We start from the raw sequence: 19,350 nt of genomic DNA on the forward strand, positions 1-19,350 counted from the left end.
CGTCGGCGGCGGGATCTCCCGATCAGACGCTCATTTCAGCATCTCCGGCACGATCAGGCGCGGCAGGAACAGCGACACGCTGGGCCAGACGATGACCGCCGCCAGCACGAGCAGCATCGGTATCAGCATGATCACCGTGTCCTTGAGGGCATAGCGCAGCCGCACGCCGGCGATAGAACAGGCGATCATCAGACATAGGCCATAGGGCGGCGTCACCAGCCCGAAGGCCAGCGAGACGATGGAAATGATCGCGAACTGGACCGGATGGAGATCGACCGACTTGGCGAGCGGCTCCAGCACCGTGCCGACGATAATGATCGCCGGAATGGCGTCGAGGAAACAGCCCACCACCAGAAAGCAGAAGGAGATGAAGAAGCCGGCCGCGACGACGCCCATGCCCCATGTCGAAACGTTGGCCAGCAGCTCCTGCGGTATCCTGTAATAGGCGAGCAGCCAGCCGAACGCACTTGCGGTGCCGACGCAGAACAGCGCGACTCCGGCAAGACGCCCGGTGTCGAGCAAGGCCTTGTACAATTCGCGTGGACCGGTCTCGCGATAGAAGAACGCCGAGAGCGCGACGGAATAGAGCACGGCGGCGCAGGCGGACTCGGTCGCGGTGAACCACCCGAGCAAAATGCCTCCGACGATGATGAACGGCGTCATCAGCGCGGGTATCGATCGCCAGATGGCGCATCGCATCTCGACCCAGGTCGCCTTCGGATAGGTCGGATAGCCGCGGCGCACGGCATAGACGTGCACCGTCGCCATCTGCGCGCCCGCGATCAGCAGGCCCGGTACGATGCCGGCCAGATACATCGCCGCGATCGAGGTCGAGATCAGCCCGCCCCAGACGATCATCAGGATCGACGGCGGGATGATGACAGCCAGAACCGCAGATACCGCCGTGATGGCGATGGAGAACGAGAGATCGTAGCCCTCCTTGTTCTGCGCATCGATGAAGATCTTGGACTGGCTTGCGGCATCGGCGGTGGACGAGCCCGAGATCCCGGCAAAGAACACCGACAGCACCACGTTGATCTGCGCCAGAGACCCCGGCCAATGCCCGACCATCGAGCGCGACAGCGCCACCAATCGGTCGGTGATGCCGCCGATGCTCATCAGGTTGGCCGTCAGCAGGAAGAACGGGACCGCGAGCAGGATGAAGGAATTGTAGGCGTTGAAAGTTTCCTGCGCGAGCATCATCGGCGACAGGCGCGGCTCGATCATCAGGATCGGCACGCAGGCAAGGCCGAGTGCAAAAGCAACCGGCACCCGCACGATGAGCAGGGCGATGAAGACTCCGAACAGCACCATTGCGGCCTGTCCGGCAGAAAGTACAGTGCCGCTCATCTCTGTGCCCCGATCAGAACGCGCATTTCATTGAGTATCTGTTCGCCCGCAAACACGAGCCACGTCACGCCGGCCACCGGCCAGGCGACGTGGATCAGCCAGAGCGGCAGATCGGCCAGCTCCGACGTCCTGTTCCAGGCGAAGCGTGTGAATTCGAGCCCGGCCCAGACGAACACGAGAGCCAGCGCCAGCACGCCGAGCCGGGCGAGGATCCGCACCGCGGCCTCCGACCGCCGCGACAGGTCAGGCCACACGTCGACCTCGAAATGCTGCGCCTCCCGGATGCCCACCATGGCGCCGATCATGATCGTCCAGATGAACAGGAATCGCGCCATCTCCTCCGTCCAGATGTAGGAGGGAATGAACGGCGTGTAGCGTGAGACGATTTGCAACGTGACAGGGATGACCAGGATGCCGACGCAGGCGGCGAGCAGGAATTCCAGCAATTTCGCATAGGCCGCGGTGACGCGACGCCACAGCGACGGTGTGGACGGGACGTGCATTTCGGACATTGGAGCTCCGTACGGCGCTCATCCGCCAGTCCGGGCAGGAAGCGGGGCCTGCCCGGACTATCGTCGGCGGACAGAGCGACCTCAGACGACGTTGATCTTCTCGAAAATGCCTTCCGCGCCAATCTCCTTGGCGTAGGTGGCCATCACGGGGTCGGCGAGCTTCTTCATGGCGTCCCGCTCCTCGAAGGGAACGCGCTTGAGCTTGCCGGCCTTCTCGAGCGTGTCGAGCTTGACGACCTCTTCGCTCGACTCCAGCTGACGGCCATAATCGCCGGCCTCCTTGCCGGCCTTCATGATCGCGTCCTGCAAATCCTTCGGCAAGGTCTTCAGCGTCTTTACCGAGAAGCAGATCGGCCGGATCGACACGGCGTGCTGGGTCAGGTTGAGATGCGGGGCCACTTCGTAGAACTTCATCGCCTCGACGCCGGCCGCCTCGTTCTCGCCGGCCGATATCACCCCGTTTTGGATCGCGTTGTAGATTTCGTTATAGGCGATCACGGTCGGGCTCATGCCGACGGCCGCAAAGGTCTTCGACCAGATCGGCGCGCCCTGCACGCGAACCTTGAGCCCCTTGAGATCGGCGAGATTCTTGAGCGGCTTGTTGGCGAAGATGTTGCGGATGCCACCGCCGGCATAACCGATCAGAACGACCTCGGCCTTGGCCGCGACCTCGTCGGCGATCGGCGCCAGGATGTTGGCTTCGACGACCTTGTTCATGTGCTCGATGCCCTTGAACACAAACGGCGCATCGATGAACGGGGCCGCCTTGGCGAAGGTCGACATGTGAGCCGGCGAGACGATGCCGTAATCGACCGCCTTGCCCTGCGACATGTACTCGAAATACTGCTTCTCGAGACCGAGTGACGAGTTCCTGTGCAGCGTGAAGTTGACGGGCTTGCCGTAATACTTCTTCACCAACTCCTCGAACCGGAGCAGTGCCCGGTTGAAGGCATGGTCGTCGTTGAACTGGACCGCGCCGTTCAGCGTGATCGGCGCTTGCGCCCTGAGGATCGACGGCATGCCGATCGTGGCTGCCGCAGTGGTCGCACCGATACCAGCGAGAAATGACCTTCGCTTCATCGTCTCCCCTCCCTTTTGATGCTCCAGCCCTGTCGCCGGGCCGTGAGCGCAGCCGCCACGCGGCATGCGAGGGGCAAGCGTATGAAAAACCTCAGCGGGACGGAAGTCATTTCGCGTGCGCTCGCGGTAGTCTTCTTCGCGCACGGCGCCTGTTGCACTGCAACTTGCGCTCCGGCTGGCCCGCGGCAGACCCTCGTGGCAGGCGGAAGACTTGCGGACCTGTGCGCTGCACGCAGAGGCCCGCTCGCCTTCCAGAACGCAGCTAGTGCATGTAACCAATCAGATAGATGCCGCCGCCGATCACGATGATCGCGGGCACCGCCCAGAGAATAAATACGGGCATCACATTCTTCCTAATTGGATGTGCAGACCTTGACGGTCTTCATGCTGCTTTCAGCCTCGGTGCGTGTCTTGTAGACAGTGCCCGAAGGGCTGACCACGGTCATGGAGACGTCTGTCGGCTTCTTGTCGACGACAGTGCACTTCTTGGTCTTGACGTCCTGGACCACGTAGAACTCGTCGGCCGCGAACGCCGGCAAGGACAATGCAGCAACCATCAGCGCTGCACTCGCTATTCTCAGCGTCATTTTCTCCTCCTCAAATTCCCGGGTTTTCGGCCCGGTCGATTCAACAACGGGAAAAAATAGCAACTTGTTCCTACGCGGGGGAACGCCGCGCATGGTGCGATGTTGTTGCCGCGCTTATTCCTGTGAGGAGAGCCTGGCGGCCGTCTACGCCGTGTCTGCTGTTGACCGCGGCCGGCATGAGCTGAGGCGTAATCCGACTGCGCCGCAACATCCCGTCTCCGGAATAGTTCGCGCGTGGCGAAAATCGTGGCGCAGCGCAACCCGCGACCGTATGGTCTCCGAAAATCATAATCCGGCGCCGCCGCGCTGGAACCGGGACGCCTGCGTTTGTCAAAGCTCACCCTGCCGGTCCGGCTCGCTCTCCTCGTCGCGGGAACGATGTTGCCGCTGATCGTCTTTGCCGTCGGCCTTGCCTATTCCAACTATCGCCAGGATCGCAGCGAGGCGACGCGCCGGGTGCTGGAGACGGTGCGAAGCATGCGCATCGTGCTCGATTCCGAGGTGCAGCGGATAACGGGTGGCTTGCAGGTGCTCGCGCTCAGCGAATCCCTGCAAAGCGGTGATTTCGACGGCTTCCGCCGGCTGGCAGTCGGGTTCATCAGCCAATATGGCGGCGACAGCGTTCTTCTGCTGGCCGACAGATCCGGCCAGCAGCTGTTTTCGACCGTCACGACGGAGACGGCGAATCTACCTCCGCGCAACAATCGAGAGATCGTCGAGCGGGTGTTTGCGAGCAAGGCGCCGCAATATTCCGACCTGTTCGTGGGTTCGACCAAGAAACGTCTGATCGTCACCGTGGAAGTTCCCGTGCTGCGCAATGGCGACGTCGTCTATGCGCTCTCCTTCAGTCCGCCGATCGCGATATTCCAGAAATTGGTCGAGCAGCAGCGGCCAAATGATCAATGGACGGTGTCGCTGCTGGACACCAAGGCTCGCGTGTTCGCGCGCACACCCAATCCTGCCGAGACGTTCGGCAAGCAGGCTTCCGGCGCACTCTACGATGCGATGTCGCGCACGCCGGAGGCCGCGCTTTCGACCGTTTCGCTCGACGGCGTCGCGCTGTCCTCCGCCTTTACCAGATCGCAGCTGACCGGCTGGACTGTCGTGGCGGGCGTCAGCGAGAGCTCGCTGATTGCGCCGCTCTGGCGCAACATCGCGATCACGAGCCTGATCGGCGGCATCCTGCTGCTGGTTGGCCTCACCTTCGCAGTCAGGATGGCGACCACGATCGCGCGCGGCGAGATGCTGCACGATCTGCTGATCGAGGAACTCAACCATCGCGTCAAGAACACGCTGGCGCTGATGCAGGCGATCGCGGTGCAGACCTTCCGCAGCGCCAGCCGTGACGAGCGGACCAAGTTCGAGGGCCGTCTCGGCGCGCTGGCCGAAGCGCATAACCTGTTGAGCCAGGAGAAATGGGCAGGCTCCGAGCTCCGGGACGTGATTGCCCGCGCGCTCCGGCCGTTCCTGCTGAGCAATCCCGACCGCATCCGCATGGCCGGCCCGGCCGTGCCGCTGTCGCCGCGGCTCGCCGTGGTACTGTCGATGATCGTGCACGAGATCGCCACTAACGCCGCGAAATACGGCGCGCTGTCAAACGAGACCGGCCGGGTGACGCTGGACTGGGAGGTCATCGCTGATCAGCCGAAGCCGCGGCTGCGGCTGATCTGGACCGAGATCGGCGGGCCGCCGGTCACGGCGCCGGTGCAACGCGGCTTCGGCTCGCGCCTGATCGAGCGCAGTGCGCGCGACCAGCTCGGCGGCGAGGCAACCGTCGACTTCCTGCCGCGTGGCGTGATCTGCACGGTGATCTGCGCGCTGGAGGAGGCGCCCTGATCCACGGCCTAAGCGCATATCGCAATGCAACACAGGTGTGCTGCGACAATTGCGCTTGCCCTCACCCAATCATCCGATGTTAAACATCGGATGAATGTGCAGCTGCCGGGGCGTGGCAGCCAAAGACAAATGAACCGGCCGCGACAGGCCGGACGGGAGAGACGTACGAGTGGCACGAGCGCGCCCGAGCCCCGTCGACAAGCCGATCAAGCCCGGCCGCATTCGCGCCGTGCTGACGACGCTCGGCCGCGAGATCGCCCAGGATCTCATTCCCGTCGGGACGACCCTGCCGCCGGAGCCTGAACTCGAAACCCGCTTCGGCGTCGGGCGCGGCGTGGTGCGCGAGGCCATCAAGACGCTTGCCGCAAAGGGCCTCGTCAGCGTGCGGCCGCGCCACGGCACGCACGTGCTGCCGCGCCACGAATGGAGCCTGCTCGACCGCGACGTGCTGAGCTGGCTGGTCGGCCAGGACGAGCCGGATCGCGACCTTCTGCTGGCGATCCAGGAGGTGCGCTCGATCATCGAACCTGCCGCCGCAGCTCTTGCCGCCGAACGCGCGACCAGGAACGACCGCTGGCGGATCGACACGGCCCTGGCTGCGATGCAGACCGCAAAGGACCAGGCCAGCGCCCTCGCAGCCGACAAGGCTTTCCATCTTGCCATCCTGGACGCGACCCACAACCCGGTGCTCCAGGGCTTTCGCGGCGCGATCGATACCATCCTGAGCACCGTCTTCACCGTCGCCGTCGGGGGCCCCGGCGGCTGGTTCAGGGATAATCTACCGAACCACGCGGCGGCGGCGCGAGCCATCGAGAGCGGCAACCCGGAAAAGGCGCGCGCCGCGATGGAACGGCTGCTGGGCTACACCCGATTGAAGCTTTCGAACCGGAAGACGGCCAGCGCCGCGGCGACCCGCAAAGGGGGCGGATCGGATGTGCGCGTGACCAGGAAGTCGAGCCTCAAGCGCAAGAGAAAACGCCATGGACCGTGACGCGAAGGGCTCGGCCCATATCCTCGTTCCGCCCGGGATCGCGAGGGTCGCAACCGACGGAGATATACGATTGCGCCAGACGTGGTTACGATGTCGGGAATGATCAGCGTGAAATGCCGGCACAGGCATAGCTGAGCGTCAGGGAGGTCAAATGCAGGTGACGGGCAGTCTGAAAGGCCGATCGTCGCGGCTGATCCGCAGCGTCAACTCGCTGGCGGGAGCTGTGATGTTCGTCGCGCCGCTGCTTGCGCTGGTCGCGATCTGGGCCATCGTCGTCCCGCTGTTCAACGTCAATCCGCGCGTGTTTCCCTCGGTCGGTGCGGTCGGCGCGGCCGCGCTGGACTCGATCCGCGACGGCACGTTGTTCGCCCATGTCGGCGCAAGCCTCTTGCGCGTCGGCCTGGGCACGCTGATCGGTATCGCAACCGCCGTGCCGCTCGGCATCGCGATGGGCGTCAGCCCGACGGTCGCGGCCTTCCTCACGCCGCTGTTCCGCTTCTTCTCGGTGCTCGCCGGCATTGCCTGGATCCCGATCGCGACGCTGTGGTTCGGCTACGGTTTTGGCGCGATCGTCTTCGTGATCTTCAACGCCGTGTTCTTCGTCGTCGCCTACAACACCCTGCTCGGCGTCAGGACCATTCCACACACGCTGCGCAACGCTGCCGCCTCGCTCGGCGCCGGCCGTTGGGCGCTGCTGACCGAAGTGCTGCTGCCGGGCGCGCTTCCCAATATCGTCACCGGCATTCGGATGGGCCTTGGCTTCGCCTGGCGCGGGCTGATCGCCGCCGAGATGATCGCGACCAATGTCGGGCTCGGCTACATGCTGTTCGTCGCACGCGACTTCTACCGCACCGAGGTCATCGTGTTCGGCATGATCGTGATCGGCGTGCTGTGGCTTCTGATCGACCGCCTGCTGCTGGTCCCGCTGGAACGCGCGACCATCGAGCGCTGGGGCATGGTGAGGCGCGCATGAATCTGACGCTGCAAATCTGGGCCGGCTATACCCGCCTGACCCGGCGCTGGCCGGGGCTCGCCGCCATCATTCCCTTCATCCCGGTGCTGGCGCTGTGGACGGCGGTCAGCGAAGCCGGACTGTTTCCGCGCGCTTTCTTCCCGGGACCGGCCGACGTCGTGCGTGCGTTCTTCACGCTCACCTACAAGGGCATCCTGCCCGACTATCTCCAGGACAGCCTGATCCGGCTCGCGACCGGCGCCGCGGTCGGCATGGCGCTCGGCATTCCCTTGGGGGTCCTGATCGGCACCAGCCGGTGGGCACACCGCATCTGCTGGCCGGTGCTGCTGTTCTTCCAGGCCATCGGCGACATCGCCTGGCTGCCGATCCTGTTGATTTGGTTCGGCTTCGGGTTGACGACGATGACCTTCGTCATCGTCTACACCGTGCTGTTCCCGGTCGTGCTCAACACCGTGCTCGGCGTCGAATCCGTGCCACGTGATCTCTCGCGCGCCGCCCTGAGCCTCGGGGCTTCACGCGCGCGCGTGCTGTGGGAGGTGACACTGCCGGGCGCGCTGCCCAACATCATCACGGGCCTGCGCAACGGGCTCGGTTATGGCTGGCGCGCACTGATCGCGGTCGAGATGATCGTCGGCACCTCCGGCATCGGCTTCATGATGTTCGACGCCCGCCGCGCCGGCTCGACGGTCGAGATCCTGCTCGGCATGATCATTCTGGGATTGCTCTGGTACATCGTGGACGCCTGGATCCTCGCGCCGCTCGAGCGCGCGACCGGCCAGCGTTGGGGATTGGTGACATCATGAAGACGCTTTCGCTGCGCAATCTCGGCAAGACCTATTTTGACCCCTATGCGGGCGCGCATGTCACCGCCGTTCACGACGTCTCGCTGGACGTCGAGCCCGGCGAATTCGTCTCGGTGGTCGGTCCCTCCGGCTGCGGCAAGACGACGATCCTGAACATGATCGCCGGCTTCATTCCCCATTCGAAGGGAGACATCCTGCTCGACGGCAAGCCGGTGCACGGGCCCGGCCCCGAGCGCGGCGTCGTGTTCCAGTCGTTCGCGCTGTTTCCCTGGAAGACCGTGCTCGACAATGTCGGGTTCGGCCCGAAGATGCGTGGCGTGCCGAAGGCCGAGCGCGACCGCATTGCGCGCGAATATCTCGCGCTTGCCGGGCTCTCGCACGCGGCGCACCGCTATCCCAACGAGCTCTCCGGCGGCATGCAGCAGCGCGTCGGCGTGGTGCGCGCACTCGCCAACAATCCGGATGTCCTGCTGATGGACGAGCCGTTCGCCAGCGTCGACGCGCAGACGCGCATGACGCTCCAGGAGGAACTGACCCGCATCTGGCAGGAGCGCAGGCCGACGGTGATCTTCATCACCCATGACGTGGCGGAAGCGGTGTTTCTCGCCAATCGCGTGGTCGTGTTGTCGAAGGGACGCGTGCTCGACCAGATCGCGGTCGACCTGCCGCGGCCTCGGGTGTGGGACGACCTCGTCAAGGACGACCGCTTCAAGCAGCTCTCGGCGCGCGTGCTGCAGATGGTGCGCGCAGCATGAGCGTCGCCTCCGAAGCCTTGCGTTCGCCCAAGGGCCGCGTCGTGCTCGGCGCGATTGCCGCATGGGCGCTGTTTCAGCTCTGGCTGACGATCGCAGCACCGGGAAAGATTTCGCCGGAGCTCACGGGCACGTCGGAAAAAGTGAACGTGCAGATCGAGCTGCCGTTCACGCCGGAGCGCTTCCACGTGCTCGCGTTCCAGCAATACGGACGCGTCTCGGGCACGGACGAGCATTCGATCGAACTGCGCGGTGTCAAAAGAACGGACCTCAATGCCGTGGCCAGACCTTACTGGGTGACGGCGGTGGGGCCGATAAAAGAGGGAGGCTGAGGATATGACACGACTCTTGCTGCTTGCGATCGCGCTTTTGGCCGGCATGGTGCCGGCAAGCGCCCAGACCCTGACGAAACTGAAGGCCGGCATGGTCACCGGCATCGACCAGATCGGCCTGCCGATCGCGCTCGAGCGCGGCTTCTTCGAGAAGTACGGGCTCGACGTCACGATCGCGCGCCCCTACGCGACCGGCGTCGACGCGCTGAACGCATTGCAGGCCGGCGAGAGCGAGATCGTGCAGGTCGGCGTGCCCATGATCGGGGCCGTGCTGCGCGGCATGGACCTCGTCGCGCTCGGCAATTACAGCGGCAACGCCACCAAGGCCGGCTCCGATGCGACCATGGCGATCATCGCGCGCGAAGGTTCGGGTATCGTCAAAGGCGACCTGTCGACGCTGAAGGGCAAGAAGATCGCGGCGTCCTTCGGCACGATCAACCATCTCTATATCCTGGCGACGCTGGAGAAGGCCGGACTGAAGCCCGACGACGTGACGCTGGTCAACACGCCGCCGCCGGACATGACCGTCGCCCTGCTCGCCAAGGGCATCGACGCGTTCTCGGGCTGGGATCCCTGGCCGATCGTCGCCGGCAAGGATGTGCCGGGCGCGATCGAGATCATCCGGGGTGGCGACGTGATCTCCTATCTCGGCTTCAACGTCGCGCTTCGCCCCTGGGTGCAGGCCAATGGCGAGACCATCGAGAAATTCCTCGCGGCCGTCTCCGAGGCCGACCAATGGATGCGCAAGAACCCGAAGCAGGCGGCGCAAGTCGCCACACGCTGGATACCGGGCCTCAAGCAGGACGTCGCCGAGACTGCGATGCAGTTCAACATCCAGCAGGCGGACCGCCGGCTGTCGGCGAACAACTACCGCGCGCTCTGGAGCGCCGAGGACCGGCTCTCCCGGCTCGGCATCCTCAAGTCGACCTTCGACGTCAATGCGCATATCGAGCCGAAGCACATTCTCAAGGTCATGAAGGACCGTCCCGAGCTGTTCGCCGACCTGCCGCCGATCCCGGAGACGGCGGCGATCACGCCGGGCTATGTGTTCAAGCCCTGAGCCGGCGAGAAAGGCGGAGCGGCCGCAATGATCGCGCCGCTCTCGCTTGAGATGACGGCCGCCTCGGCCGGCTCCTGCGGGCTGGGCCGCTTCGCGGCCCAGCGTCATTTGTGTGGCCGGCGGATCGCCGGGCATCTGGCATGATCCGGAAAATCTGCAGCGGAAGGATCATGCTCGAACAAACGCGATGACGATTCGTCTTGATCTCGTCGCGCTTCAGACCGTCGAGATGCCGTCGATCGGGCTGATATCCCCGACGAAGCGCAGCAGATCGGCCATCGTGAATTCGCCCGGCACTTGCGACGGAAGCGTCGGCTTCCAGTTCTTACCCTTGACCCAAAGATACGACTGGTGGTCGCCATGGACGAGGCCGACGAAGACCTCGGCAAGCAGCGTCGCGCCGACCGGCCCGAGCCTTTCGCCGCCGCCCCGCTGCTCCGCCTCCTTGAGGATGTAGTACCAGAGCGGGGTGTGCTGGTGCAGGCCATGCTTCTTCGCCACGGCACCGTCGCTCCCCTTCGAGATTTCTTCCGGCGTCAGTGGATGCTTGATCTTCATGGCCTTGGCGACGTCCTGTCCGGACGGCAGGCCCAGCAACACGCCGCGCTTGAGATTGCGGAACGGCAGGCTGCCGCCGTCGCCGGGCAAGTTGTGGAGCTGCGGCACGACGAACGGGTCGATCTTGCGCGACGGGTTGAGCGTCACGCCCGCAGGATTGTTCGGCAGCACCTGATAGAAGCGCCGCCAGTCGATGATCCAGTTGCTCGAAAGCACCGGAAGCGGCAGCGGCGGCTGAATCGGGTTAGGCGCCAGATCGCCGATGATTCCTCCCGAAAGCCCGGTGAACCTGAACAGCAGATCGAGCGTCGCGGGCGTGAGGCCACCCGGCGTGAAGATCCGGTTGTGGCTATAGACCTGGCGCACCATGCTGTGGCCGAGACGGTAGACGGCGGCTGAAAACTCGACGGGCATGTAGGGTGTCTTCTTGAAGCGGTAGAACCGCCGCCCCTGCTCGAGAATCTTCGCGACGATCCCCTTCTCGGTGATCCGCTCCACGAAATCATGCAGGACCATCCATTGGTAGTGCCAGGTCACGATCCGGCGTGCTTCCTCGAATATCTCACCCTGCGGCTTTCCCGATACCGCGAGCTGATCGCAGACCTTGTTGTGAAACTTCAGCATCGCAAGATGGGTTTGCGCGACGAGCAGGTTCTCGTCGTTGCGATGATCGCCGATCAGGGCAAACCCCTCGGGATTGCGCGGCAGGTCGTTGCGATGATCTCCCGTGATGGCATCGACGTTGACGGTCTTGCCGATCAGCAGCTTGGGGCCCGGGGTCTTGCCGTTGTCGCTGGCCGAATTGCGCGCGTAGAGGTGGCGGCTTCCGTCGGGGCCGAGACCATAGACGCTGTCGAGATCGAGCGCCGGCGTGCGAAAATTCGTGACCGCCGTCGGATCGGCCTCCTTCTCGCCAAAGGAGGTCAGATCGAGCGTGATATCATGGTCGATGAATTGCCCGAGATAGGTGAAGCCGGCCGGGACGTTGAGATTGTTTCCCCCAGCATCGCCGGGAGCGGGGTCCTTCATCGCATCGGCGAGCTCATGCAGCGGGCCGTCGTCGACAGCCAGCGGCTCCAGTGTCGGAAATATCCGACCGAACATGCCCGGATCGTCGTGTCCTGAAAGCGTATCCAGAAATTGTCGCGTCGGCTGACGTCCGGCCTTGCCATGACCGGGATGAACGTTCACGTCGGTTCCCATCGCTTGCTCCTGCTCAAAATGCTGTAGGGGGAGAGGGGCGCCGAAGATGTCGATTGGTCCAAAATTCTCGTTTCAGTATACGTTCAGAAGAATTGCCCCTCAGGGTGTAGTACGACGAAATATTACCACAGATTGCATTCTGTGAGTGAGTCCTACCGGCGAGGCCTTTTGCCCCACCGACGACACAGGCTTTTGATCGCCTGGAGTTCAAGCAAAACAGACTAAGGCGCGATCGACGAGCCGGCCCAATCTCATCGCGCTTCAGCGTTTCGCGGCGAACCGCGCCCAGATCTCAGCGTCCGTGTAGAAGTCCACGCCGCCATCGAGATCTCTCACCAGCCACTCGCCGAGATAGACGATCTGGGTGCCGCTGCGCCGCTCGTGCCGAAGTTCGAATTTTCCGTCGGCATCCTTCTGCAGCGAGCATTTCGACTGAACCCAGCTCGGCCACTCCTGCAACGGCTGCCCCAAAAATTGCCAGGCAACCAGAGCCGCGTTGTCCGACAAGGGTTCTAAGCGCAGTGTCTTGGTCACGTCATCTCCACCATGCGAATTGTCCCCGATGCAAACGTCTCGGGAGCGGAAAGGTTTGGAATCGTCGTTCCGTGACAGCATGCCTGACGGGTTTCAACGGTTCCTCTACTTTTTCGTCCGTGAAAACGCGGCTCCTCGCGCCCTAACCGATCGTCTGCAGCGCCGGAAACGTCTCCAGCAGCCAGATGCTCACATTGGAGACCGCGCCGGTAAGAAACCCGATCCCGGTGACCACCATCAAGACGCCCATGGCGCGCTCGACATTGACGAGGTGGCCCTTCATGCGCGCGAACAGCGCGGAGAACTGTTCGATCATCAGCGCGGCGATCAGGAAGGGAATGCCGAGGCCCGCGGAATAGACAGCGAGCAGGCCGGCGCCCTTCGTCACCGTTGCTTCCGCCGCGGCGATCGAGAGGATCGCGGCGAGGATCGGGCCGATGCAAGGCGTCCAGCCGAAGGCGAATGCGAGGCCCATGATATAGGCGCCCCAGAGGCCGACCGGTTTGGGGATCGGCAGCCGTCCCTCGCGCATCAAAAAGCCGATGCGCGTCAGGCCCAGGAAGTGCAGGCCCATGATGATGATGACGATGCCGGCGAGGATCGACAGCTCCGCCGACCAGGCACGGATCAGCCCGCCGATCAGCGAGGCGCTGGCGCCGAGCGCCACGAAGACGGTGGAGAAGCCGAGCACGAACAGGAGCGCCGACATCATGATCGCGCGCTTGGAGGCTCCGGCCGGCTCGTCGCTCTCGACATGCTCGATCGTGGCGCCCGTCAGGTAGATCAGATAGGGCGGAACCAGAGGCAGGACGCAAGGCGAGAGGAAGCTGACGAGGCCGGCAATCAGCGCCGCCGGGATCGAAACATTTTGCATGATGCAGTCGGAGCCATCTCAGGTGCCGGTCCGACGCGCAAGGGATGCGCCCCGCCCGGAACCGAACCGGCTCTGGTGTAGCCGATGCCGGAGAATGCGCAACAGAGGCGCACAAAACCAGGGCTCCTCCCGATGCCCTCCGTGATCACAGATGCGGCATCGGGACGCGCACAAACCTCGCCAAAAAGCGAGATTCGGCGGCGCGGCTACTTCACCACGCGGAGCAGCGGACGCCGGGGCTGGTCCTGCGTCTGCTTGGAAGGGGGCGGCGGCTCACTCGCAGCGCTCCGCAGCATTTCGTCGCACAGTGCCTTGAGATCGGCACTGTCAATTCCTTTCAGTTTCATCCGCACGTCGAGGATGACAATCGACAGCATCTCGGCCGACTCACGGCTGTTGCACTCATTGAGGACCCTGCGGCACCCCTCGAGCGTTTCCAGCACCGACTGCAACTGTTCGTCTGAATGCGACACCGGCGTTCTTTCCGTTAATTCGGCCTGCGAGACGTATTTGTCACGCCCCCTTCGGCCCCCATGGAAGACCAAAGATAGCATGAGGCTACTGAGCCTCCGAACCTGATTTCAGTGTGTTTCGGGCGTGGAACCGCGGCTCCGGACACCATCGCCATGCAGCGCCGCTGGCGATCGCCGAAATGGTCCGAGAGCAAACGCCCGACGCGGTGTGATTGATCCATCGAGGGAGACGGCATCGGCTCTCGCGCAAGAATTTCCGTTGCGGACAGCGCCGGCAATCCCGCAGCCATTCCACGGCTCGCAACGGAACTCACGCCAAAATCCCTCAGTCAGGCCGATAGTCTGCCCGATTCCCAGCCCACGGCAGCATCCAAATACCACCCTCGAGGCAGTAAGGATGACGTTCAAAACTCGTCACTCCCCAACCCGCCGTGGTTGTGGTTTGCTCCAGATTCTGCCAGTTTAGCTTTCCGAAGGGACTTGTATGCACTCCTTGGCGGAAAGGGGCGTTCCGTTGGCGGAACGCCCAAAGACAAATCTCAGCGGCCTCTCGGATTGGGATGCCGCCCGCATATTTTTGGAAGTTGTTCGATGCGGAAGTTTTCGCTCGGCGGCCGAGCGCTTATCGCTGTCGATCAACGCCGTGCGCCGACGGATCGACGACTTCGAACGCCAGACCGGCACCACACTGTTCACCCGCGACGTTCATGGCACTCATCTGACCGATGAGGGTGCTCTCGTGGTCTCCGCCGTCGAGCGCATGGAGGCGGCCACCTTCGACGTGCTGCGGGCGAGCGATTCGATGGCCAACGCCTTGTCCGGCGAGGTCCGCGTTGCCGTCACCGAGGGGCTCGGCACATTCTGGCTGGCCCCGCGTCTGGTCGAATTCCAGCAGGCCTATCCGAAGATCCTGGTGGACCTGCATTGCGCGATGCGCTCGGCCGACGTCTCGCGACACGAGGCCGACGTCGCCATCCACCTGTCGCGTCCCTCGGCGCTCGACATCAAGCTGGTGCGGCTCGGCCGCATGCATCTGATGTTCTGGGCCTCCGAGAAATACATCGCAAAGCATGGCGCGCCGCACTCGGCGGCGGAATTGATCAAGCATCGCCTGGTGCTGCAATTCGCCGACCAGCTCGCCGCCAAGGAATCCTTCGAGAGCTTCTTCCCGGGTGTTTCGGAACGTGACCTTCTGGTCATGAAGACCAACGTCTCAAGCGCCAACTACTGGGCGGTCGCGAATGGCGCCGGCATCGGCGTATTCCCGAGCTACGCCATTGCGCTTGGCGGGAAGTTGATTCCACTGGAGGTCGAGCTGAACCGACCGCTGGATATCTGGCTGTCCTACCACCCCGGTAGCGGCCGTATCCCGCGCGTGCGGCACATGATTGACTGGCTGATCGAGGCTTTCAGTCCGGCTCGCTTCCCGTGGTTTAAGGAAGAGTTCGTGCATCCGCATGAATTCAAGGACTCGTACATGGGCGAACCCCTGACCCAGCTCTTCGGGGGATTTTCAACCGAAGAACAAAGGTGAAAACAGAGATGAAAGCAGCGGCGAAAAGAATGAAGCAGCGCAGCGCCGGCAAGCCGGACATCGAGCTTGGCAAGCGGATCCGCCTGCGGCGCGTCGAGATGAAGATCTCGCAGGCCGAGCTCGGCGAGAAGCTCGGCGTCAGCTTCCAGCAGGTCCAGAAATATGAGAAGGGCGTCAATCGGGTCGGCGCGGCTCGGCTTCAGCAGATCGCTTCCGCCCTCGACGTGCCCGTGACCTTCTTCTACGACGGCGACAACAAGGCCCGCGAAGTCGAGAGCCTGCTCTTCCTCGACTCGGCCTTTAGCCTCCGCTTGCTGCGCGCCTACAGCAAGATCAAGGACCAGACGGTGCAGCGTCAGCTCGTATCGCTGATGGAATCGATCGCGGCGAACGAGAGCTGAGGCCGATCGACGGCCTGGCCTTTGCGGCCGATGTTCAATCCGTCGCGTCACGGGGGCGCGACCGGATTGAACGAGGTCGGATGAGATATGTCTGCGCCCGCGCGCTTGCGCGCGGTCTATCTCGGGGTGGCCTGGCCGCCCTTTCTTCTTGGTCGTTTGCCGCCCAACTTCGCGTGCCATGCAATCGCAGCACAGGCGGATGCAGGCTCGCCTGCCCTGCCCCGGTTGACCGCGCCGGCGCCTGCGCCGCACATTGCGCGTCGCCATCGAGCAGCGAGCGCGCGATGCCCGACATTTTCAGCACGACCGGAACACCTTACGTCGACGGCAATATCCTCCAGCACGCGGCCGGTGGCGTCGGCGTGATCACCTTCAACAATCCCGACAAGCGCAACGCGATGTCGCTGGAGATGTGGGAGGGATTTGGCGAGGCGCTGACGGCCTTGCGCGACGACGACACCGTGCGCGTCGTGATCCTGCGCGGCGCCGGCGGCAAGGCGTTCGTCTCGGGCGCCGACATCAGCCAGTTCGAGAAGGTCAGGCACAATGCAGCGGCGTCCGAGGAGTACGCCAAGCGCAGCGCCGCCCAGCGCGCGCTGCTCGCCGACTATCCCAAGCCGACCATCGCCTGCATCGACGGCTATTGCCTCGGCGGCGGCATGCAGGTCGCGATGCTCGCCGATATCCGCCTCGCCTCGCATGGCAGCCAGTTCGGCATCCCCGCGGCCAAACTCGGCATCGCCTATGGCTATGACGGCTTGCGGCATCTGGTGTCGCTGGTCGGCCCGTCGTGGGCGCGGCTTCTGATGTACACGGGAATGCGTATCGATTCTGCCGAAGCGCTGTGCATTGGCCTCGTCGAACGGCTGTTCCCGGAGGGCGAGCTCTGGGGCGAGACCATGACGATTGCCGAGACGATCGCGCAGAACGCCCCACTTGCGATCAAGGCCGCCAAGATCACCATTGCGCAGGTGCTGAAGGACGAGAGCCGGCGCGACATGGAGGCGATCAGGGCGATCGGCCACGCCTGCATGGACTCGGAGGATTTCCGCGAGGGCCGGCTGGCCTTCATGGAGAAGCGCAAGCCGCAGTTTAGGGGAAAGTAATTTCGTCGTCATTGCGGAGAGAGGCGAGGCGCACAGCCCCTACAGGGCCGCGAGCACCGCCTTCGTAATATCCGCCGTGCCGTTGCTGCCGCCGAATTCCATCGGCTTGATGCCGCCGGCATAGGCCTGGTCCACCGCACGCTCGATGGTCTCGCCGGCTTCTGCCGCGCTCTCGAGCCCGTGCTTGTCGGCGAGCCAGTCCAGCATCATCGCTGCGGACAGGATCATGCCGGTAGGGTTGGCCTTGCCCTGCCCCATGATATCAGGCGCGGTGCCGTGGCACGGCTGGAACACCGCATGCTTGTCGCCGATGTCGGCCGAGGGCGCCATGCCGAGGCCGCCGATCAGGCTCGCGGTGATGTCGGAGACGATGTCGCCGAACATATTCTCCATCACCATCACGTCGAAATCCCAGGGACGCTTCACCAGCATCGCCGAGCAGGCATCGACATAGAGCCGGTCGGTCTTCACCTCGGGATGCTTCTTCTCGATCTCGTCGAAAATGCCGCGGAAGAACGCAAAGGCCTTGAACACGTTCGCCTTGTCGACGCAGGTGAGCATTCCCGGCTTGCCGCGAGCCTTGCGCCGCTCGGCGAGGCGAAACGAGAACTCGAACAGGCGCTCGGAGGTCCGGCGCGTGATCACCATGGTCTCGCGCGCGTCCTCATGGGTGACAACGCCCTTGCCCATCGAGGCGAACAGGCCTTCGGTGGACTCCCTGATCACGACGAGATCGATACCGCGCTGGTCGGCGCCGACGATCGGGCTCGGCACGCCCGGAATGAGCCGCGCCGGACGCACACCGGCATAGAGATCGAAGATGAAGCGCAGCTCGATCTGCGGCGCAATCTCGGTATTGTCGGGGTAGCGCACCGACGGCAAGCCGCACGCACCGAGCAGGATCGCGTCCGCCTCCTCGCAGAGCTTGATCGTGCTATCCGGCATCGACTTGCCGGTGGCGAGATAATGGTTGGCGCCGGCCGGCGCCTCCGTGAAGCGAAAGCGCAAGTCCGATTTGTGCTCGACCTTGCGCAGCACCTCGAGCGCCGGCGCCATGACTTCAGGACCGATGCCGTCACCGGCGAGCACGGCAATGTGGAAGGCGTTGTTTGCGGACATGGGAGGCCTCAAGGAAGGGAGCTAACCAAGTCGTCATTGCGAGGAGCTCTTGCGACGAAGCAATCCAGACTGTGTCCGCGGAGGGATTTCTGGATTGCTTCGCTTCGCTCGCAATGACGGGGAGAGAGCGTTGAGCTACGGCGTCAGCACCGTGCGCCCGACCACCGCGCCCTGCTGCAATTGCAGCAGCGCATCATTGGCGTTGGCGAGCGGTTGCCGCGTCACCGGGATCGGCGGCACCTTCTTGGTGCGGACGAGATCCAGCAGCTCCTGCGTCTCGCGCAAGTTCCCGACATAGCTGCCCTGGATCGTCACCGCCTTGATCGGAATCAGCGGCAGCGCCCAGGTCGCGCCGCCGCCGAACAGGCCGACGATGACGAGCTTGCCGCCCTTGGTGAGACAGTCGAAGCCGAGCTGTGTCGTGGCAGAGTTGCCGACGAGGTCGATCACGGCGCGGATCGGCCCGCCCGCCTTCTTGGCAAGCTGCTCCAGTGCATCCGGCGCCTTGGGATCGACGGTCGCCAGCGCGCCGGCCTTTTCGGCCGCCTCACGCTTCCTGGCGTCGATGTCGACCATGATCGCGCCCTTGCCGCCCATCGCCTTCAAGAGCGACAGCGCCATCAGGCCGAGGCCGCCGGCACCGAACATCACAATCGGCGTGTCGAAATGCTGCTCGACCTTCTTCAGCGCACTGTAGGTGGTGACGCCCGAGCAGGCATAGGGCGCGGTCGTCGCGGGATCGAGGCCTTTCAGATTGAGCAGATAGCGCGGATGCGGCACCAGCATGTGGTCCGAATAGCCACCATCGCAATAGACGCCAAGCGAGCGCGGTGTCAGGCACATGTTCTCGTCGCCGCCAAGGCACGTTGCGCATTTGCCGCAGCCGATCCAGGGATAGACGAGGCCCACATCACCGATCTTCAGATCGCCCTGATCGGTGGGCTTCACGTCGGGGCCGAAGGCCAGGACTTCGCCGACCGTCTCATGGCCCATCGTCAGCGGCAGATTGATGCCGCGATCCCTCAATGAGAGCGGCTTGCGGCCATGGCCGAGATCGTAGCCGCCTTCCCAGATGTGGAGATCGCTGTGGCAGACGCCGGCGGCCTTCACCTTGATCAACACCTGCGTGCCCGACGGCTGCGGCGTCGCCTCGTCGACCTCCTGCAGCGGCGCCTTGAAATCGGCGACCTTGAAACTCTTCATTGGTGTCCTCCCGGCAAGTTTCTCGTTCTCTGCGCAGCATGCCACGGCCAGTGAGACGAGACAAACCCG

At 63.9% G+C, this 19,350-nt stretch carries 20 protein-coding genes; 10 read left to right on the forward strand and 10 right to left on the reverse strand.

Features of this window, described 5'->3' with window-relative positions; all coding sequences use genetic code 11:
• Positions 1 to 30: 30 nt before the first annotated feature.
• The 4 genes from ACVIIV_RS33170 to ACVIIV_RS33185 all read right to left on the reverse strand — a co-directional run bounded on the left by ACVIIV_RS33170 (position 31) and on the right by ACVIIV_RS33185 (position 3,529).
• Positions 31 to 1,350 (reverse strand): TRAP transporter large permease, encoded by a 1,320-nt coding sequence (locus tag ACVIIV_RS33170; RefSeq protein WP_456747940.1) that lies wholly within the window; start codon positions 1,348 to 1,350, stop codon positions 31 to 33.
• Positions 1,347 to 1,862, reverse strand: coding sequence for a TRAP transporter small permease (locus ACVIIV_RS33175; protein WP_456747941.1), 516 nt, complete (start codon positions 1,860 to 1,862; stop codon positions 1,347 to 1,349). Before ACVIIV_RS33175 ends, ACVIIV_RS33170 begins: the two co-directional genes overlap by 4 nt.
• 81 nt (positions 1,863 to 1,943) lie before the next feature.
• The gene (locus ACVIIV_RS33180; protein ID WP_456747942.1) at positions 1,944 to 2,942 is read right to left on the reverse strand and encodes a TRAP transporter substrate-binding protein; all 999 of its coding nucleotides are present in this window, start codon (positions 2,940 to 2,942) and stop codon (positions 1,944 to 1,946) included.
• Positions 2,943 to 3,295: 353 nt separating this feature from the next.
• Complete coding sequence (locus ACVIIV_RS33185; protein WP_456747943.1) at positions 3,296 to 3,529, reverse strand: hypothetical protein; 234 nt, start codon at positions 3,527 to 3,529, stop codon at positions 3,296 to 3,298.
• Between the two features lie 378 nt (positions 3,530 to 3,907).
• On the opposite strand from ACVIIV_RS33185, the gene ACVIIV_RS33190 reads away from it, so the two are divergent.
• From ACVIIV_RS33190 to ACVIIV_RS33220, 7 genes are all read left to right on the forward strand, one after another.
• Positions 3,908 to 5,365, forward strand: coding sequence for a sensor histidine kinase (locus ACVIIV_RS33190; RefSeq protein ID WP_456748890.1), 1,458 nt, complete (start codon positions 3,908 to 3,910; stop codon positions 5,363 to 5,365).
• Between the two features lie 169 nt (positions 5,366 to 5,534).
• Entirely contained in the window at positions 5,535 to 6,356 is an 822-nt protein-coding gene (locus tag ACVIIV_RS33195) for a FadR/GntR family transcriptional regulator (protein WP_456747944.1), read from the forward strand.
• Positions 6,357 to 6,507: 151 nt separating this feature from the next.
• Complete coding sequence (locus tag ACVIIV_RS33200; RefSeq protein ID WP_456747945.1) at positions 6,508 to 7,329, forward strand: ABC transporter permease; 822 nt, start codon at positions 6,508 to 6,510, stop codon at positions 7,327 to 7,329.
• A complete protein-coding gene (locus ACVIIV_RS33205) occupies positions 7,326 to 8,132 on the forward strand; it encodes an ABC transporter permease (RefSeq protein WP_456747946.1) in 807 nt (268 codons plus the stop codon). Before ACVIIV_RS33200 ends, ACVIIV_RS33205 begins: the two co-directional genes overlap by 4 nt.
• Positions 8,129 to 8,887: an ABC transporter ATP-binding protein gene (locus tag ACVIIV_RS33210; protein WP_456747947.1), complete on the forward strand. Its 759-nt coding sequence runs from the start codon at positions 8,129 to 8,131 to the stop codon at positions 8,885 to 8,887. The genes ACVIIV_RS33205 and ACVIIV_RS33210 overlap by 4 nt, the downstream gene beginning before the upstream one ends.
• Complete coding sequence (locus ACVIIV_RS33215; RefSeq protein WP_456747948.1) at positions 8,884 to 9,216, forward strand: hypothetical protein; 333 nt, start codon at positions 8,884 to 8,886, stop codon at positions 9,214 to 9,216. The genes ACVIIV_RS33210 and ACVIIV_RS33215 overlap by 4 nt, the downstream gene beginning before the upstream one ends.
• Before the next feature lie 4 nt (positions 9,217 to 9,220).
• A complete protein-coding gene (locus tag ACVIIV_RS33220) occupies positions 9,221 to 10,276 on the forward strand; it encodes an ABC transporter substrate-binding protein (RefSeq protein WP_456747949.1) in 1,056 nt (351 codons plus the stop codon).
• Between the two features lie 216 nt (positions 10,277 to 10,492).
• Here the strand turns inward: ACVIIV_RS33220 and ACVIIV_RS33225 are convergent, their stop codons facing one another.
• The 4 genes from ACVIIV_RS33225 to ACVIIV_RS33240 all read right to left on the reverse strand — a co-directional run bounded on the left by ACVIIV_RS33225 (position 10,493) and on the right by ACVIIV_RS33240 (position 13,918).
• A complete protein-coding gene (locus ACVIIV_RS33225; protein ID WP_456747950.1) occupies positions 10,493 to 12,037 on the reverse strand; it encodes a peroxidase family protein in 1,545 nt (514 codons plus the stop codon).
• A gap of 261 nt (positions 12,038 to 12,298) precedes the next feature.
• On the reverse strand, positions 12,299 to 12,571 hold the full coding sequence (locus ACVIIV_RS33230; RefSeq protein WP_456747951.1) for a hypothetical protein: 273 nt from the start codon (positions 12,569 to 12,571) through the stop codon (positions 12,299 to 12,301).
• Between the two features lie 142 nt (positions 12,572 to 12,713).
• Positions 12,714 to 13,445 carry a cytochrome c biogenesis CcdA family protein gene (locus ACVIIV_RS33235; RefSeq protein WP_456747952.1) on the reverse strand — a complete coding sequence of 244 codons (732 nt, stop codon included), beginning with the start codon at positions 13,443 to 13,445 and terminating at the stop codon, positions 12,714 to 12,716.
• A gap of 206 nt (positions 13,446 to 13,651) precedes the next feature.
• Positions 13,652 to 13,918, reverse strand: coding sequence for a hypothetical protein (locus tag ACVIIV_RS33240; RefSeq protein WP_456747953.1), 267 nt, complete (start codon positions 13,916 to 13,918; stop codon positions 13,652 to 13,654).
• 484 nt (positions 13,919 to 14,402) lie between these two features.
• On the opposite strand from ACVIIV_RS33240, the gene ACVIIV_RS33245 reads away from it, so the two are divergent.
• The 3 genes from ACVIIV_RS33245 to ACVIIV_RS33255 all read left to right on the forward strand — a co-directional run bounded on the left by ACVIIV_RS33245 (position 14,403) and on the right by ACVIIV_RS33255 (position 16,959).
• Positions 14,403 to 15,452 carry a LysR family transcriptional regulator gene (locus ACVIIV_RS33245; protein ID WP_456747954.1) on the forward strand — a complete coding sequence of 350 codons (1,050 nt, stop codon included), beginning with the start codon at positions 14,403 to 14,405 and terminating at the stop codon, positions 15,450 to 15,452.
• A 29-nt stretch (positions 15,453 to 15,481) separates the two neighbouring features.
• A complete protein-coding gene (locus ACVIIV_RS33250) occupies positions 15,482 to 15,853 on the forward strand; it encodes a helix-turn-helix domain-containing protein (protein WP_020608151.1) in 372 nt (123 codons plus the stop codon).
• 284 nt (positions 15,854 to 16,137) lie between these two features.
• Positions 16,138 to 16,959, forward strand: coding sequence for an enoyl-CoA hydratase (locus ACVIIV_RS33255; protein WP_456747955.1), 822 nt, complete (start codon positions 16,138 to 16,140; stop codon positions 16,957 to 16,959).
• Between the two features lie 39 nt (positions 16,960 to 16,998).
• Here the strand turns inward: ACVIIV_RS33255 and ACVIIV_RS33260 are convergent, their stop codons facing one another.
• Together ACVIIV_RS33260 and ACVIIV_RS33265 are read right to left on the reverse strand one after the other, a co-directional pair.
• Positions 16,999 to 18,078, reverse strand: coding sequence for an isocitrate/isopropylmalate dehydrogenase family protein (locus ACVIIV_RS33260; protein ID WP_456747956.1), 1,080 nt, complete (start codon positions 18,076 to 18,078; stop codon positions 16,999 to 17,001).
• 135 nt (positions 18,079 to 18,213) lie between these two features.
• On the reverse strand, positions 18,214 to 19,281 hold the full coding sequence (locus ACVIIV_RS33265) for an alcohol dehydrogenase (protein ID WP_456747957.1): 1,068 nt from the start codon (positions 19,279 to 19,281) through the stop codon (positions 18,214 to 18,216).
• Positions 19,282 to 19,350 lie beyond the last annotated feature (69 nt).

It is taken from the genome of Bradyrhizobium sp. USDA 4354, from assembly GCF_054060315.1.

Bases quoted from the DNA above. Each gene is read 5' to 3' on its own strand.
- ACVIIV_RS33265 (WP_456747957.1), bottom strand. From the start codon at position 19,281: ATGAAGAGTTTCAAGGTCGCCGATTTCAAGGCGCCGCTGCAGGAGGTC.
- ACVIIV_RS33180 (WP_456747942.1), bottom strand. From the start codon at position 2,942: ATGAAGCGAAGGTCATTTCTCGCTGGTATCGGTGCGACCACTGCGGCA.
- ACVIIV_RS33235 (WP_456747952.1), bottom strand. From the start codon at position 13,445: ATGCAAAATGTTTCGATCCCGGCGGCGCTGATTGCCGGCCTCGTCAGC.
- ACVIIV_RS33200 (WP_456747945.1), top strand. From the start codon at position 6,508: ATGCAGGTGACGGGCAGTCTGAAAGGCCGATCGTCGCGGCTGATCCGC.
- ACVIIV_RS33185 (WP_456747943.1), bottom strand. From the start codon at position 3,529: ATGACGCTGAGAATAGCGAGTGCAGCGCTGATGGTTGCTGCATTGTCC.
- ACVIIV_RS33205 (WP_456747946.1), top strand. From the start codon at position 7,326: ATGAATCTGACGCTGCAAATCTGGGCCGGCTATACCCGCCTGACCCGG.
- ACVIIV_RS33215 (WP_456747948.1), top strand. From the start codon at position 8,884: ATGAGCGTCGCCTCCGAAGCCTTGCGTTCGCCCAAGGGCCGCGTCGTG.
- ACVIIV_RS33220 (WP_456747949.1), top strand. From the start codon at position 9,221: ATGACACGACTCTTGCTGCTTGCGATCGCGCTTTTGGCCGGCATGGTG.
- ACVIIV_RS33245 (WP_456747954.1), top strand. From the start codon at position 14,403: ATGCACTCCTTGGCGGAAAGGGGCGTTCCGTTGGCGGAACGCCCAAAG.
- ACVIIV_RS33225 (WP_456747950.1), bottom strand. From the start codon at position 12,037: ATGGGAACCGACGTGAACGTTCATCCCGGTCATGGCAAGGCCGGACGT.
- ACVIIV_RS33255 (WP_456747955.1), top strand. From the start codon at position 16,138: ATGCCCGACATTTTCAGCACGACCGGAACACCTTACGTCGACGGCAAT.
- ACVIIV_RS33190 (WP_456748890.1), top strand. From the start codon at position 3,908: ATGTTGCCGCTGATCGTCTTTGCCGTCGGCCTTGCCTATTCCAACTAT.
- ACVIIV_RS33260 (WP_456747956.1), bottom strand. From the start codon at position 18,078: ATGTCCGCAAACAACGCCTTCCACATTGCCGTGCTCGCCGGTGACGGC.
- ACVIIV_RS33175 (WP_456747941.1), bottom strand. From the start codon at position 1,862: ATGTCCGAAATGCACGTCCCGTCCACACCGTCGCTGTGGCGTCGCGTC.
- ACVIIV_RS33250 (WP_020608151.1), top strand. From the start codon at position 15,482: ATGAAGCAGCGCAGCGCCGGCAAGCCGGACATCGAGCTTGGCAAGCGG.
- ACVIIV_RS33210 (WP_456747947.1), top strand. From the start codon at position 8,129: ATGAAGACGCTTTCGCTGCGCAATCTCGGCAAGACCTATTTTGACCCC.
- ACVIIV_RS33170 (WP_456747940.1), bottom strand. From the start codon at position 1,350: ATGAGCGGCACTGTACTTTCTGCCGGACAGGCCGCAATGGTGCTGTTC.